Source organism: Bacillus sp. FSL H8-0534 (assembly GCF_038005885.1).
GTDB lineage: Bacteria > Bacillota > Bacilli > Bacillales > Bacillaceae_G > Bacillus_A > Bacillus_A pseudomycoides.
Genome location: NZ_JBBOUC010000001.1, coordinates 2942511 through 2960034 on the forward strand (window position 1 = coordinate 2942511; position 17524 = coordinate 2960034).

Annotated in this window: 11 protein-coding genes and 1 pseudogene; all 12 read right to left on the minus strand. The window is 35.0% G+C overall.

The genetic code is table 11. The features are described 5' to 3' along the window. Nucleotides 1-87 precede the first annotated feature (87 nt). Nucleotides 88-2841: a type I restriction endonuclease subunit R gene (locus tag MHH71_RS15010; protein ID WP_033799404.1), complete on the minus strand. Its 2754-nt coding sequence runs from the start codon at nucleotides 2839-2841 to the stop codon at nucleotides 88-90. 140 nt (nucleotides 2842-2981) lie between these two features. Then, on the minus strand, nucleotides 2982-4523 hold the full coding sequence (locus MHH71_RS15015) for a Tn7-like element transposition protein TnsE (protein WP_327806407.1): 1542 nt from the start codon (nucleotides 4521-4523) through the stop codon (nucleotides 2982-2984). After that, nucleotides 4501-6351: a TnsD family Tn7-like transposition protein gene (locus MHH71_RS15020; RefSeq protein WP_006097143.1), complete on the minus strand. Its 1851-nt coding sequence runs from the start codon at nucleotides 6349-6351 to the stop codon at nucleotides 4501-4503. The genes MHH71_RS15015 and MHH71_RS15020 overlap by 23 nt, the downstream gene beginning before the upstream one ends. A gap of 27 nt (nucleotides 6352-6378) precedes the next feature. Further along, entirely contained in the window at nucleotides 6379-6768 is a 390-nt protein-coding gene (locus tag MHH71_RS15025) for a hypothetical protein (protein ID WP_139358585.1), read from the minus strand. 23 nt (nucleotides 6769-6791) lie between these two features. Next, complete coding sequence (locus tag MHH71_RS15030; RefSeq protein WP_033799405.1) at nucleotides 6792-8477, minus strand: ATP-binding protein; 1686 nt, start codon at nucleotides 8475-8477, stop codon at nucleotides 6792-6794. After that, on the minus strand, nucleotides 8452-10608 hold the full coding sequence (locus tag MHH71_RS15035; RefSeq protein ID WP_033799406.1) for a Mu transposase C-terminal domain-containing protein: 2157 nt from the start codon (nucleotides 10606-10608) through the stop codon (nucleotides 8452-8454). Before MHH71_RS15035 ends, MHH71_RS15030 begins: the two co-directional genes overlap by 26 nt. Next, a complete protein-coding gene (locus MHH71_RS15040; RefSeq protein ID WP_006097147.1) occupies nucleotides 10605-11444 on the minus strand; it encodes a heteromeric transposase endonuclease subunit TnsA in 840 nt (279 codons plus the stop codon). Before MHH71_RS15040 ends, MHH71_RS15035 begins: the two co-directional genes overlap by 4 nt. 150 nt (nucleotides 11445-11594) lie before the next feature. Further along, entirely contained in the window at nucleotides 11595-13397 is a 1803-nt protein-coding gene (gene glmS / locus MHH71_RS15045; protein ID WP_006097148.1) for a glutamine--fructose-6-phosphate transaminase (isomerizing), read from the minus strand. A 12-nt stretch (nucleotides 13398-13409) separates the two neighbouring features. Then, a pseudogene (locus MHH71_RS15050) lies at nucleotides 13410-13593 on the minus strand (hypothetical protein). Nucleotides 13594-13879: 286 nt separating this feature from the next. Beyond that, nucleotides 13880-15226: a phosphoglucosamine mutase gene (gene glmM / locus MHH71_RS15055; protein WP_018767176.1), complete on the minus strand. Its 1347-nt coding sequence runs from the start codon at nucleotides 15224-15226 to the stop codon at nucleotides 13880-13882. Then, the gene (locus MHH71_RS15060) at nucleotides 15219-16682 is read right to left on the minus strand and encodes a CdaR family protein (protein ID WP_018767177.1); all 1464 of its coding nucleotides are present in this window, start codon (nucleotides 16680-16682) and stop codon (nucleotides 15219-15221) included. The genes glmM and MHH71_RS15060 overlap by 8 nt, the downstream gene beginning before the upstream one ends. Beyond that, on the minus strand, nucleotides 16675-17502 hold the full coding sequence (gene cdaA, locus MHH71_RS15065; RefSeq protein ID WP_003204777.1) for a diadenylate cyclase CdaA: 828 nt from the start codon (nucleotides 17500-17502) through the stop codon (nucleotides 16675-16677). Before cdaA ends, MHH71_RS15060 begins: the two co-directional genes overlap by 8 nt. Between the last annotated feature and the right edge of the window lie 22 nt (nucleotides 17503-17524).

Here is a 17524-nt window from a genome sequence, read left to right on the forward strand (position 1 = left end):
ATTTTAAATAATATCAAGTTGAAACGCGATTTATTTTTGATATTTTTTAAAATAACGTGAAAAAAGAGAGGTTTCCCTCTCTTTTTCCTATGCTCCATATTTTGCTACTTGCTCATGAATAAAGCTTTTAATCGCTTTAATTGCCTTGTTTTTCTTTAAAAATGACCCTGATAAACGGTCCATAATGGTACTATCTTCAATGATATTGGCATATTCATAGGTTGCCACTTGTTCTTTTAAAACAGATTGCTCTAATCCTACTTCACTTGCAAAAGTATTCATTTCTTCTTCTTGTACTTCTTCTTCATACTTTGAATATTCATCAAGAATCGATACATTTGTACCGAGCTGTGGCACAATTTTATCTAAGAAATTATGAATTAGTTCAACTTTTAAACGTAATTTTTCATCAGACGCATGATCTAATTCTTGCTTGATTAATTTAATTTCTTGATCACGTGTTTTTTCGTCATCCATTGTTAAATTCGCAATCAAATTCATAATATAGCTGACATTAATACGATCTGTATGCATTAGCTCTAACTCAAAATCAATGTCTTGTAAAATAGATTCCTTACGTGGATCTTCTTTTTTCAAGCGATCATGGATTTTGAAGTATTTACTTTTATAGTCCTCGTAAGATTGCTCAGTGATTTGCAGTTCATCTTCATCAAATTCAAAGTCAGAAAATGATTGCAAGCGTTGAAGCATTTTTGTGACATTTTTGAAGGCCACAATAAATTCACGTTGATCTTCTTCTGTTTGAAGTGCATCGACTTGTTCAGGCGATGCTGCAACTTTTTTGAGTCCTTCTAATGCTTCTTTAAATTTCGCCAGATAAGCATCGTAATTTTGCATTAAGACATCATCAACCGAATTGGTTTTAGAGAATAAGCGAATTGTATCATCGGTTTGCTCTTTCAAATTGCGGTAACAAACGACGTTTCCATAAGGTTTTGTCGCCTTTTCTACACGGTTTGTACGACTATAAGCTTGCAATAGATTGTGATACTGCAAGTTTTTATCAACATATAATGTATTGAGTGGTTTACTATCAAATCCCGTTAAGAACATATTTACGACTAATAAAATATCGATTTGTGCTTGCTTCATTTTCTTTGATACATCTGAGAAATAGCGGTCCCATGCATCAGTTGAATAATCTGTTCCAAACATTTGATTATAATCCACAATCATACGATCCAATGCTTCACGTGAATGTTCTTCTGTACCATCACTTTCTTCGTTCGCACCAAACGAATAAATCCCTGCAATTTTCAAGTTATGATTTTTCGCTTTAAATAAATCATAGTACTTAATTAACGTTTGAATCGAATCAACCGCAAAGATACCGCAATATCCTTTACTTTTCGCACGGCGATTATGATTGTCGATAATATGGTCTGCAATCATATTTAAACGTGTAGGATGGCGCAGCACCTCATCTGTATCAATACCTTCTACTTTCGTATCATCGAATTCATCTGCTTTCGATTGGAACGTGCTAATGTATTCAACTGAGAAGCCTAATACATTGCCATCACGAATCGCATCTTTAATTAAATAGTGATGTAAACATTTTTCAAATAAATCTGCTGTTGTACGACCATCCTGGCTTTTGTTTTCTTCAAAACGTGGTGTACCCGTAAATCCGAAGTATTGTGCATTTTGGAAGTGGTGATCAATATCTTTGCGCATATCACCAAACTGGCTACGATGACATTCATCAATAATAAAGACAACATGTTCTTGTTTATATGGCTCCATGATTTTTTCATAACGTGGATTTTTCACCGCATTACTCATTTTTTGAATCGTTGTGACGATGAAGCGCTTCATTGGATTTTTAATTTGTTTAATTAATTCATCTGTTTTATCTGTGCGGTCTACAGAGCCTTTTTCGAACTTGTTAAACTCTGCAGTAGTTTGACTGTCCAAATCTTGGCGATCGACAAGGAAAAATACTTTCTTAATACTTTCTTCATTTGCTAAAATTTGCCCTGCTTTGAAAGAAGTTAATGTCTTCCCTGAACCTGTAGTATGCCAAATGAAACCATTGTTATTCGTTTCATTTGCTCGTTTTACTAAGGCTTCCACTGCATATACTTGATACGGACGCATAACCATTAGAGCCTTATCAGTATCGTTAATAATCATATAACGGCTAACCATTTTCGCTAGATGGCAAGGTTGCAGAAAAGTTTTCGTAAAGTCTTGTAGATTCGTAATAATATTATTTTCTTCATCTGACCAGAAGAAAGTAAAGCCAAATTGAATATCATAATCAGAATTGGAGAAGTACTTCGTATCAACACCATTACTTACAACAAAGATTTGCAGGAAGTGATATAACCCTTGGAATGAATGGCGACGATAGCGCTGGATTTGATTAAATGCTTCTTTAAAATCTAGACCTCGACGTTTCAACTCAATTTGAACAATAGGTAACCCATTAATGAAAATCGTGACATCATAACGATTTTCATATTTACCGAACATGGTCGTCTGTGTTGTTACTTGAAATAAGTTTTTACACCATTGTTTTGTATTCATTAATTCTAAATAAAGTTCTGTTCCATCTTCACGCTCGATTAATAACTTGTCACGTAAGATTTTCGCAGATTCATAAATACTTTTATCTTCTGTTGCAACAAGCACACGCTTAAATTCTTTATCTGTTAACGGTTGCCCATTTAATTTCTTCTCATTGAACTTATTTAATTGCGCACGAAAATTGGCTAATACAGCTGCATAATCCGATAATTGAACAGCTTCATAACCTTGTTTTTGCAATTGCTCGACTAAATGATTTTCTAGTTTTGCTTCTGACTGATAACCCAATTCCACATCCCCCACATATCCACTTTTATATATTCAAAATATCTTTACCTATCAATAATCATACCATCGAAAAGAATTTCTGTATTAATATTCCATAAAGTATATTAATAAATTTGTTCTATGAGAAATTATACGATTTGTCAAACTAGCTTTTCAAATAACAATTTAGCTTTATGTATAACGCTTTTCTTACTGTGTTTAGCTTTTTTTACAACAATACCTTCTCTTTCTATCCCCATAATCAATTCCTTGGCCCAAACACCATTTTTATCCACTAAGCCCGACAACATGTCTTGAATAATCGAAGACCATTCCACACTGATAGTTGCGGACAATATCAACATAGATAAGGAACGACTTTCTCGTTCTATTTCCAAAACTTTGTACCGTCTCCCATTAAATAATTCTATACTAGCTACTATGTACTTACGATTTGTAATTCCGTCATCTAAGTAACTAAATTTTCGCTTTTCACTCCCTGTTGGTAATATACCTGTAGCTACATTAATTGCTTTAACTTCGGGATAACCTTCTAAAATTTTAAGTACGTTAATAAAATCTGATAATTCGCCTTGTGCCTGTATCTCATATAAAGATTTATTTTCTATTCCTCTTGCAAGCTGATTACCGCCAACATCAGCGGTAGATCTTCGTGCATTATCCTCAATGAAATAACGTTTTGTATTTTCATCTTCTTGTGTTCGTTGTTTATTAGAATTTCTACGAATTTTTGTTACCTTCGGAAGCTTTTCGTATTCATGAATTTGATTATCCATTTCTATTATATCAAAATCATCAGTTGTTCCCTCAGCTTCTTCATCTAATTTCATTTCAGATTCACCTATACCATCATTCTGCTTTGAATGAAATGCATATTTTTTAGCTTCGCTTGTCCTTTCATTTTGAATTATCTCTGGATGAGTAAATGAAATCTCTTTATAAGGAATCTTTTTGTTTTTAACACGCTTTATTCGAAGGATAGTTCCTCCCGCTACACTTGATTTCACAACAGCAGTAACGGTAATAGGTTGCTTGAATAACCAATCAAACTGTAGGACTCCTGTATTAATAAAGGTATAAGCGGTATTTTCGAACACTTGTCTTAGATCTGAATTTGTTAAAAGCCATACTAGCTGGAATAAGTAGGAGTCTTTCGTATACTTACGATGATATTGTGATGAAAAATCTAGATGTAGCTTATTGGGCTCGTATTGCTCAATAAAATATTGCGGAAAAGAATTCGTTTCAAATAAACGATATAATAAGAATCGATTTGGTGCTAAAATACTACGCACAACTTCAATAAGGGGCAAGATATATTTTTTATTTTGGTATGAAACAGTGAAACTACGCGAAACATCTTTATCATTTGTACCAAATATGCTCCAATCCCTTTCTGAATAGGTCACAGTGTTTGGATAAATTTTAATTTCAACTTCTTCTATACCTGACGGAGGAATACTTTGACTAATATTGCCGTTCATGTAGTAATGCTGAATAGCTAAAGCTGGCAAAGTTCCCCAATCAACTAATAATTTTTCAGTCCTATCATTTGCTCTAAAATACGCATAAATCATCGTTTTTTTATCTTGCAAAAAAGGAGAGCTAATCCAAGTTAATTGTGCTTGCTCTCCTTCATCAAATGGCCAATTATTCAGTTTAATCTGTTGTTTGCTCATCATTACTCACATCCTGTTTCTTTTTCAAATATTCTTCTAGCTTTGGTTTTATTTCATGAAAATGATGCGTTTTTACTGCTGCTATACGCTGTACTTTCCATAGTATAACTGGCTCATCCATCGTTATCATTTGGTCAATCACTTTACAACAACGACGAATTTGAAATTGCTCGACTGACTCAATTATTCCTTTTAATAATTCCTTTGTTTGCGATAGTTTATCTAAATGATGCTCCAAGTTCGCTAATATTCCTAATCGTTTGCCTATCGCTGAAACTGTTATTCGAATAGGCCTTTCTTTTGCTAATAAATCTTTATAGAGCGTTTTTATTTTTACCACATATTCTCTATCTCGTTTATCCCAGTCTATCGTTTTAGTTGGCTCTAGCTTCTTTTGATTTATAGGCAAATTCTTCATCAACCATTCTTGATCATACCGATATAAGAACATATATTGCTTTTTAAAACGGTCTCTCAAAGCTTTACGAGATAAATCAGGAAATTTTCGTATCCCTTCTATCATTTCATTTTTATATTGTTCAAGTAACGCTTTATTCTCTGTTTTTACTTGATTACTTACCAACTCATGTTCCCCTAAATACCTTTTAACTGTCTTTGAATCGACTCCTAATTCTCTCGCAATTACTCTTGTACTAAGATTGGCCTTAGACAATTGTTTAAGCTTTGACTTCCACACTTCACCAAATACTTTCACCCTTCCTATACGAAATCGATCTTCTAAAGACAGATCAGGCCCTTTTCTTGCGTAGACAAATCCACATGAACAGGTAAATGTACCAATTGGAGCTGTTGATTTAAAATCTCTTGTAACCTCAACACTAGGAATAACCAAATCTCTATAGTGTGTTGCCGCTTTATTCAAACAAGGCCAAGGCCCCGTACCAAATGGACCTCCATTAACCTTTTGATTCACAAATTCATCTACATCCTGCTCTAAAAAATATAGCATTAACAAATGCCTAAAAGGATGTACATGACGCTTTGTATTACGAGTAATCACCTTTAACCAGTTATACTCATCAGCTATATTTAGGGTACTCTCATACTTTTCTAAAAAGCCTTTAGGGAACTTACTTTTAAATGCTTGATACAATTCTTTTTGACGTACTCGATTTGAAACTGTAATTAGATTTAATTCACACAATAACGCACTGTATTTCAACTTAATATCTTCTCGTGAAAATTTATGTAACGGCAATTGCAATAATTTATATGCTTGTTTTGATAAGTAAATTGACATTTTTGCCAAAGGATCATCTTTGTAAATAGAAGATAGATCCATATTCTTTAACTCAAAACGAATGTATTCAATACGGCTAGTTGTATCTACTGGATATTTTCTCAATTGCACCTCATGGTGGGGACAGTAATCAATGCCTTGTAGCTGATGCTCTCGATGTATATATGGCTCTCCAAATTGCTCTACATCACTTTTCGTACATTCGGCACAATAATAGAGGCCAGCTTTTCTACAAATACTTCCTGCAATCATACCAAGTCTTGTATAAAGTGCTTGTCCATTACTAGAAACGTCTTGTAGAATTTCTTGCTGACGCTGCTTTGTTAAAAATATTACATAATAAGAATAAATTGTATGATTAGCTAATATAGTCTCAACAGAATAGTTAGAGCCTATATTAGCTAATATAGCAAAATGGCTACCAATCTCCACACTCGGAATCACAGAACGACTTTGAAACACTTCTTCTAACGTGTCTTTACAATCAATATTGCCACTATAAAAGTGATAACGTGCAATCGCTGAATATATTAATTCATCTGGATATGGATTAGTGAAAAATGGTAGCATTTATATGACCTCCTAAACTCCAATATTTTATTCCGCTTTTTCTATTATTGAGTTACTCCAGTATCTCAATGCAGTCATCAATACTAAACATATTAAGGTTGCTATAAATTTACCCCAAAAAGTATTCCATCCACTAACAGAATAAAATAATGTCGCAAAAGCTAATAAAGTGGAGGAATCTGTATACATTGCTACTAAAATATTATTTTTCAAAACTACTTTAGCCGCGCTTTTTATAATACTTCCTTCTAAACCAAACCATACTATTGAAAATACCGCATATAAAAATCCAACTTCTTTAATTTGTGTTATAAGAAATGTAACACCTGTGATTACAATTAAAGCTAAAAAAGCTAAAGTAACTTTAAAGTTTTTAATATCTGTTTCTTCATCTACTTTAATTGTCTTTTCCTTCATCATTACCACCTCCAAGTAAAAGTTTAAAAAAATTCTTGTAATACTTGTTTTATAAATCCTTTTGATTTCAAGAAATTATAAGGGTGTTCATTACTCTGAATTGCTTTCCCCCTTAATTCTAATAACGGTAATAATTCTATTTTATTTACATTTTTCAGGCCTTTGGCTAATTTCTTTTGCCTATCCATTGCTTCCTGAACAGCTTCAAATTTTAAAATGTTGTATTCTACATCAATAGGGCTATTTTCAATAATCTTAGTAACCAACTTCTTAATATCAGTAGCATTCAAAGCATCAAAAATTCCTAGCGAAGCAACTTCAATACTTAAACTTTCAATCGTATCTTGTCTCTTATATTGCAACGTATTTTGACGTTCTTTCATCGCCTCTTTGATTTTCCCCTCGTACTCGGTGTTTTGCTTATGATTAACCATTAACTCGTCAAGATTAATCATAATATCCTCATACTTATACATTGCTTTCAAATCATTTTTACGAATAGCATTAAGCATCGGTTGAATAATTTCCATATCCTCTTTAGCTGTTTTCTTTAGCACGCGAGAAGTAATTATTTCTTTTTCATTTGATTCATCAAACAGCGCTCGCTCCTGTGCTAGAATAAACAAATTTACAGCTACCGAAGTAATTCCTTGGCATTCTTCATAAAACGTCTTTTTAATTTCTTCAGTAAGCTCTGAACGAGTTTTTAAACATTGTAATTCCCATAACGTTTCTAAAAAGAACTCCCATTCCTCACTGTCCTCAGCCATAAGATCCCAAATAATTGCACCATCACTTGCTGCACGACGAGCTTGACGGAAGTTTCCTTTAAATAATTGTTGGGCTTTCGAGGTACCAATTAACACTGTAGGGATGCCGACTGTATTTGATAATGTAACAAAAAAGTTCAACATCTCTTCTTGATCATTTTTTGAATGTAGTAAATGCTGAATTTCATCAATAACTAACACTCCGATACCGTACATGCTTGCTAAAGAAGTCATGTGTAAAAGCATCGTTGACGTAACACGATTTAAATAACCATACTTCTCTAAATAACGAGTACCGAGTAGATCATCAATCGCCTTGAAGAATCCTTTACACATTGTAGATAAGCTACCATCATATGGACAATCGATTTTAAGCCAAACAATTTGTGTACGATTAAATGGTTGTCCTTTGTAAATTTCATGTTTAATAACTTGCGGATACATAAGTAGTAAACGCTCAATTGCTGTTGTTTTTCCAATACCTGAAATACCAATAATCGATAAACTATCTGCCGTGGAACGTATATAGTTTAATCGCTCATCAATATACTTATGTGCTTCTTCTTCATCTTCTCTTAGCTGATGTAAAACTCGAATGCGCTCTAGAAATGTTTTATCTAATGGATTACGTGCTAAATAGCCTCGGCGAATTAAAGTAGATAGGCGACGCTCTACTTCAAAATGAATCGGCAAAGGTTGAATGAAGTTCTTTACACGCTTCAACACATGATAGCGAATATTCGTTTCACTTTGTTTATCTTGCTCTGTAATACGTGGTGTTACCATAAACCGTTCTAACACATCATCTTCATCAAAGATTGGTGGGAGCACTTCGATAAAAGGATTATTGTCATACTCCAATAAAGCCTGCCCCTTGTAATTGGCTTCCTCAAAATCACCTTTAAGGACAAGATTATTCGTCTTTTCCAAACTTCTCATCTCGCTTTTTCTTTAATTTTTCCATTAGGCGAGAGCTAGACTTTTTAGATAGCTCGCTTTGTACCTTTTCTTTTGTAGAAAAATCAATTACTTCTGCTTTTTCACTAACAGCTGCTGGTGACAAATCGAACTTTTCTTGTTGTCTATTTAACTGCTTTTCTATACTTTTATTTTCTCTAATAGATGCAATCTTTTCTCTTTTGCTAGTAGATTTATTTAAAGATTGTTGTTGCTTTTTCTTTGCTTTTTTAATAATTTCATCCATCTTTGCATCTGTATTAATCGTCAGCTGTATTTGATTAGAACGTTCGATTTCTTCCAATTCACTTCGTAATTGTTGTTGGAAAATAATTTCTTCTAAGAAGTCATTGCGATATTGTTGACTTGGCTCAAGTAAAATACAAGACTCGAAGTCCACCCCATTATCATGCGGAATATAAATTTTCTCTATGTTACGTGGATCATAAACTATCTCGATACTTCTATTCTTAAGTTTTAAATACCATTGTTCTTCAATTGCTTGCTTTGAACTATATAATAGGTTCTTAAATTTAATACCAGCTCTAGAAATAGTAGCGTTTCCTCGTGGTAAAACATTTAACCTTAGAATATTTCTATCAACAGTTCTTAATCTGCCCTTACGGCTTTGAATTCCCCAGTTCCATAAATTGATTGGAGTTGGTACTAAGCCATCTGTAATCATTTCTTTTTCCATTGGATATTTATCAACGATTTTATGGTTGTGATGAAGCACCAGCGTAATAATTATTGCTGTAAATTCTTTAAGATTTAAGGTCGCATCCAAACGATAATCTCTGTCTCCACGTTCACGATATTCTTTTTGAATAGCACCTGGTGCCTTTTGTTTTACCTTTCCATTCAATGTACGGAATTTACGTTCTACAATTCCTTTTAAATCCCCTCGATAAGCAGTTGTATTTTCAATTTTGATATTTAAATTATTAATTAGATTTTCAACAGAGTAACCTTCAAACTCACCTCGATCAGCAATAATGATTTCGGGTAAATGATATGTAGGCCATTGCTCCTCAAATATTTCAATCCCATATTGTTTACAAAATTCCACTTTATCAGTGACCATATTATCTAAAGCCATCATCGCTCCGATCCATGATGGACCTTCTAAACCCACATATAATCCTGTAACGATACGAGAATACACATCGATTACGGCGTAAATAACTGGTCTACCAATGGCTTTATTTACATCCAAGGAGCTAGCTAAATAAATATCTGCGATTGTTGCATCAATTTGAAAACGCGTTCCTGGACCGTTTGTTTCAGATTTCGAATCACTTAAAATTGGTCTATGTTTAGACTCAAATTCCTTTGCGCTCTTACGGAATTGAATATCTTTTTTTGGATCCTCTAATTTCTTAAACCAATAGTAAAACTGATTATATGAAGGTATTCGACTACCATTCCAAACTTGGTATTTCACTTCGCCATTCTCTTTATAGCGATCTGAGTAGAAATCACGCAGAATAAAATGGTATACGTCTGTTAATGAATAGTTATTTGTTTTGCGATAATACTTTTTAATAGCATGTTCAAACTGCAACTTCACTTCATCAGTAATATTAATACCCGTTTGATAATCTCCACTAATATTTACTCTTCGAGGGCGTCCTGTTTTAGCATTTGTTAAAGATTTGATTTTCCCCTTACCCCCAGAATTTGCGTAGTCCGGTAACATTGCATTTTTGTTCATACCACGCTGCCAATAACGACTGAGAAGCTTTTTTACCTTCGTTTTCCCAAGTTCACTTTCCTTAACAATCTCCTGAATCTTATTTTCACGACCTTGTTTATTAAGTAATTCGCTCATATTATGAAGAATATATTTTTCAACTGTATACCAATCTTCTTCACGTTTTCGTATTTGCACTTCTGTTAATTCGTTATCTGGAATAGCTTTTGCATAAGGATCACTAATCACTAGAAGTTCACCTTGTTTAATATCTGTCTGTAAGCTACCATATAATTCTTTTTGAGGCATAGCACTTGTCGTATCAACATTAACGGTATACACGTATGATTCTTCAATATCTATTACACGTATTCTCCTAGAATCTTTTACATACTGAAGCACTTGATTAATATAGATCATCCATACTTCACCTTCTTCAACTTACTTTCATCAATTGACTTAATATCAATTGGTTCCTCTAAATTTAGTGGTTTAAGCATATCTATCACAATAATTTTCTGAGCAAGCAAATGATAAAAAAGGGTCACACCACTCCCAAAAGGCAAATGTGTATCTGTATCAAATTCACTTGTAATAATACGAATACTACATGAATCGTTTAGTAATCTTTGCATCAACGATAAAGATAAATCCTCGATGAGCTGTGAACTCATTTCTTGAAATGCATCGTAATCTCGAATATCGTAATAGTCATGAATGTAGCTAATATTCCGTGCCATTATTTTATGAATCTCTTCCTCTGTAACAATGCCCCAATCAATGTCTCGCCGCTGCCAATACTCTCGCTCGATCTCAAACTTTTCAAGTACACGTTCCTTCAGTAATTCATCCTTCATTTTGACTGTACGAGCCACTTCAAACACACCTTGTCCTTTATCTACAGTTAATAAAAAATCCGTTGTCATCACAATTGGTTCACCAGTTTTAGGATTAGTAGGATGCTTAATACCTAATTCATCTGCAATGACAATTGTTTCTTCCAACGGTAGTAAAGGAAATTGCTCACGAATATCAGCAACAAAATCCGAATGTTCAGTTAAGTAAAAGTAGTTTCGTTCTAAATCCGATAAAAATTCATGTTGCCTACTCGTTTTTATTCCTTTTAAACGAGTTGAACGACCTAGAGAGGATACATCTTGAATTTTCAGCCACGGTTTATAATTTGTACCGATACCTGAACCGCGACCTTCTTTTATCCACTTTTCAATTTCAGATGTTCTTTTTCTTTTAGACATAAAAACACCCCTTTAGATAATCATATCTAAAGGGGTAAAGCATCGCAACTTTTTTTAAAACGTCGCGACTTTATTCAAAACATCGCATCTTTTTTATAAACATCGCGACTTTATTTCAAATCCACATAAAATTATGAACCTCCCAATCTCCTACTCAACAGTAACAGATTTAGCTAAGTTACGTGGCTTATCAACATCACACTCGCGGTGAAGCGCTGCGTAGTATGAAATCAGTTGTAATGGAATAACCGCTACAAGCGGTGCTAACGCTTCATGTACAGCTGGTAATACGAAGCTGTCACCTTCCATTTCTAAGCCTTTCATTGCGATGATACACGGGTTTGCTCCGCGTGCTACTACTTCTTTTACATTGCCGCGAATTCCAAGGTTTACGTGCTCTTGTGTAGCAAGCGCGATAACTGGTGTACCTTTTTCGATTAACGCGATTGTACCGTGTTTTAATTCTCCACCAGCAAATCCTTCTGCTTGGATGTAAGAGATTTCTTTTAGCTTTAACGCACCTTCTAAACCAACATAGAAGTCTACGCTACGTCCGATGAAGAAACAGTTGCGAGTTGTCGCCAAAAATTGCTTTGCAAGTGCATCCATTTCTTCTTTTTGATTACAAAGTACTTCCATTGCATTGGCTACAAGACCTAATTCGTGTGTTAAGTCAAAATCAAGAACTTCACCTTTTGCTTTCGCAATGTCAGCTGCTAAGATTGAAAGCACTGCAAGTTGTGCTGTGTAAGCTTTCGTAGAAGCGACTGCAATTTCTGGTCCTGCATATAAAGGTAGTGTATAGTCCGCCTCACGAGAAAGCGTAGAACCTGGTACGTTTGTGATTGTCAATGCTTTATGACCCATTTCATTTGTTTGCACAAGTACTGCACGGCTATCTGCTGTTTCACCACTTTGTGAAATGTAAATGAAGAATGGTCTTTCTGTTAATAGTGGCATATTGTAAGAGAATTCACTTGCTACGTGTACTTCTACAGGTACTTTCGCAAATTTTTCGATGAATTGCTTTCCAACAAGACCAGCATGGTAACTTGTTCCACATGCAATAATATAAATACGATCGCTATCTAAAATTGCATTACGAATATCTTCATCTAATTCAATTTCGCCATCTTCATTTTGATACTTTTGAATGATATTACGGATTACAAGTGGTTGCTCATCAATTTCTTTTAACATGAAATGAGGATATGTTCCTTTTTCAATATCACTTGCATCTAATTCCGCTGTAAACGGTGCACGCTCAATCGTTTCACCTTGTAAGTTTTTAATTGTAATGCTTTCTTGTGTTACGATCACCATTTCTTTATCCATTAACTCGATAAATTGATCTGTAACTTGTAACATTGCCATTGCATCGCTTGCAACAACATTAAAGTTGTCACCAACACCTACTAATAGCGGGCTTTTGTTTTTAGCAACATAAATCATGTTTGGGTTTTCAGCATCAAGTAAGCCAATTGCATAAGAACCATGTAAAATGGATAACGTTTGACGGAATGCGTCTTCTACACTTAATCCTGTGTTGACTTGCTGTTCCATAAGCTGAACGATAATTTCTGTATCTGTTTCACTTACAAACGTCACATCTTGAAGATATTCTTTTTTCACTAATTCATAGTTTTCAATTACACCATTATGAACTAGTGTAAAGCGTTTTGACGTACTTTGATGCGGATGTGCATTGACTTTACTTGGAACACCATGTGTTGCCCAGCGTGTATGACCGATTCCCACGCTTGCAGCTACATTTTCATCCACGATTTCACGAAGTTTTGCAATACGGCCTTTTTCTTTGAATACAACAACACCGTTCTCTGCCTGTACTGCAATACCCGCTGAATCATATCCACGGTACTCTAGCTTCTCTAAGCCTTTTAATAAAATTTCTTTTGCATCTTGATCACCAATAAATCCTACGATTCCACACATGTTTAGTCGCCGTTACAAATGCTTACATTGCTTTGCGAACATGTAACGACATAGTCCGATCCCATTATTTACATATAAAAAACGGATTACATATTGCTAGCCCTGTAAGTCTGTAACGGCTTTCACCTTCCTCTCGATTGGGTTTCAGTCCGTATATACTTATACAGCCAGTATTCATCCGTTCTTTTTCCCTCATCACACTTTTATCTTTGTCCATTGAGTCACCTCAACGCTTTAAATAAAAGCTTTCGGTTGTGATGAACAACCGGGAGTCATCCGCCGAAATCTCGATAAAACTCCTCCTCGTCAACTACATAACTTGTAGCTCTGGCGCTTTCATAATTCATATATTAATTTTGAGAAAAAGAACAAGACCATCTTATAACAAACAGCATAAACCGTCAATGAAAAATTTTCATTGTCTATAAAACATATGAAAAAAGAGCACAAAACGTGCTCCTTTTTCATATGAAATTGGCGAATTATTCAGCGCCAACTTCAGCTTTCACAACTTCTACAATACGATGTACATATCCATCACAAAGTTCTTGTGTTGGTGCTTCTGCCATAACTCGAATAAGTGGCTCTGTTCCAGAAGGACGAACAAGGATACGTCCTTCTCCGTTCATTTCTTCTTCTACCACACGGATGATTTCTTTAATTTTCTCATTTTCTAATGCCAGTTTCTTATCTGTTACACGAACGTTCACCAATAATTGTGGGAACTTTGTCATTTCACCTGCAAGCTCAGACAATGGTTTCTTCGTCATTTTCATGATGTTTACAAGCTGAAGTGCACTTAACATTCCATCTCCAGTTGTAATGTAATCAAGCAAGATAATATGACCAGATTGTTCACCACCAAGGTTATAACCGCCGCGTTTCATTTCTTCCATTACATAGCGATCACCAACTGCTGTTTTATCACTTGTAATACCGTTTGCTTCAAGTGCTTTGTAGAAACCTAAGTTACTCATAACTGTTGAAACAACTGTGTTATGTTTTAATTGACCAGTTTCTTTCATGTACTTCGCACAGATGTACATAATTTGATCCCCATCAACAACGTTTCCTTTTTCATCTACTGCAATTAAACGGTCTCCATCACCATCAAAGGCAAGTCCAATATCTGCACCTTTTTCTTTTACTAATTCTGCTAAACCTTCTGGATGTGTAGAACCAACACCGTCATTAATATTCATGCCGTTTGGTGAAGTACCCATTGTAGAGATATCAGCTTCTAAATCTGCAAATAAATATGGTGCTAAAGAAGATGTTGCACCATGTGCACAATCTAAAGCAATATGTAAACCTGAGAAATCTTCTTCTACAGTTTGTTTAATGTATTGTAAGTATTTTTGTCCACCTTCGAAGTAGTCATTCACTTGTCCAAGCTCTGTTCCTGCCGGACGTGGTAATTCATCTACTTCTTTATCTAATAAAGCCTCAATCTCAGCTTCTTGCTCATCAGTTAGTTTAAACCCATCTGAACCGAAGAATTTAATTCCATTATCTTGTACTGGGTTATGAGATGCTGAAATCATAACACCTGCTTGTGCATCTAATGCTTTTGTTAAGTAAGCAACCCCAGGAGTTGAAATAACGCCAAGGCGCATAACTTCTGCTCCAGTTGATAATAATCCTGCTACTAACGCACCTTCTAGCATATGACCAGATACTCGTGTGTCACGACCAATAATCACTTTTGGACGATCTGTATCTTTTGTTAATACATACCCTCCAAAACGACCAATTTTAAACGCTAATTCAGGTGTTAATTCCTTATTCGCGACACCGCGCACACCATCTGTACCAAAATATTTACCCATTGCTATTCGCTCCTTTATTTTGCTCTTTTTGTTTTTCTGCTTCATTCTCTTTTTCAGATTCTTTGTTCTGTTCTTCTTTTGGTTTTTCTGTTGGTTTTTCTGTTGGTTTTTCTGTTGGTTTTTCTGTTTCATTCTCTTTATCTTTTTGTGAATCTGGTTGCTCCGGCTTACCTTGTACTTCTTGATCTGGTTTTTCTTTCTTTACAAGGGTTACCTTTACAGTTTTTTGTTTTGCTTCTATTGAAACATTACTAGGACCGCTAACCTGAATTGGAATATCATGCGTCCCAGAAGATATGTTTTGTAGATTAATTGATGCTGTTATTTGCGCCGCTGTTATTTTATCTACTATACTTGCTTCTCCTGAAATATCAACGCTTATCTTTCCACTTTGTGGAGAAAGTAGTTGTAAAGTGAATTCATCTGACAATCCATTTTTTTGTATAGAAATGCCATCTATTGTCTTATGCTTTACAGTTTTTTGTTTTTGCACTTCGACAGAAACCTTCACTTGACTGGGGCTTACATTGGTTACACCTTTCGGTAATAAAACAGAGGCATCGAATGTTGTAGATTCCGTAATTTTACTAAGATCTACTTCGACGCCCTCCAAGGACTTTATATTATCCAAAACATCTTTTGGGCCTGATATTGTCACTTCATTTGGTTCGATACCGATGTTTGTAACCGCTAACCCCTCTGGTAGACTTCCTCTTTTCACATAAGTTAGTGGCACAGTTTTTTCAATATTATTTGTCGCAGTTGGATTTGAAACTGGGATTGTAACATTTACTTTAGACGGTGTTGTTTGTAAGTCTAATTTCCGGCCTTCTTCATCATACAGTACAATTTCGGCTGTCTTTGTTACTGTTTTTGTTATCCCCTTCAAATCAACATACGCCCTGACAAGCGCAACTTTTGCTAGTTCCTCTTCTGTACCCATAACTTCAACAGTTCCTGGTTTGATAGTCGGTTTTTCAACCATACTTCCTTGCATTTGACTCTCATTTGAGTACTTTACTTCCACAGGAAATGACTTTTTTGCTTTCTTTTGAATCGTAACTTTAACTTTCGCCGGTTGAACTGTTGCTTTTAAATTGTTTTCCATCCCGGTATACTTTAAAGGCACATCGTATGTTCCTGTAGAATACCCACGTAAATCTAAAGATACTCCAAACTCACGTTGCGACCTTGCTGCAGTAATTACATTTTTTGGCCCTTCCAATTTTATTTTTATATACTTTGGAACACCACTTACAATATATTTATCTTCATCATAATTTACTGCTACTACAACGTTAGATACTGTCTCCGTTACATCACCTGTTGGAAAAAGTGATGCACTCGTATTCCCTGTCGTGTTTTTATCTGACAAATTCGTCGACATGTAAAGCATTAACGCCAATAGTAATGAAATTCCTTTTAAAAACCAGTGGTTCTCCATTAGCTTATCCATGACGCTTTCTCCTCCAATTCCAATTCCATAAAGATGAAGAAGTTGTCTTCACATTTCCACTAAACTCTGCTAAAAGCATCTCTTTTAACTGTTCGACTTTTAAGTCACGATGCAATTCTCCATTTTTAGTTAAAGAGATTTGGCCTGTTTCTTCTGATACAACCACTGTAATGCTATCAGTTACTTCACTAACTCCCATCGCAGCCCGGTGACGCGTTCCTAATTCTTTTGATATGAACGGGCTTTCCGATAATGGCAAATAACAAGCTGCTGCTTTAATCGTATTTCCTTGCATAATCACTGCTCCATCATGAAGCGGTGTATTAGGGATAAAGATATTAATAAGTAGTTCTGATGACACATTCGCATTTAAAGGAATCCCGGTTTCTACATAATCTCCCATTCCAGTTTCTCTAGATAATGTAATAAGCGCACCTATGCGTCGTTTCCCCATATATTCAGTTGCCTTTGCCACAGCATTCGCAACGATTTCATGCTCTTCTTCTTCCTGACCAATTCCACGGGAGAACAAACTTCCTCTTCCTAATTGTTCAAGCGCTCGTCTAAGCTCTGGTTGGAAAATAATAATTATTGCTAAAAATCCCCATGTTAAAGCTTGGTCCGTGAGCCACTGCAATGTATGCAACTCAAATAAATAACTTAATATACGAACGATAATAATAACTGTAATCCCTTTCAAAAGTTGAACAGCTTTTGTTCCTCGGATTACAAGAATTAGCTTATATATAACAAACCACACAACGGCGATATCTAATATCGTACTGAGATATTTCAAAAGGTTCATATCTCCAAAAGGCATGCTAACCCTTCCTCCTACTTAT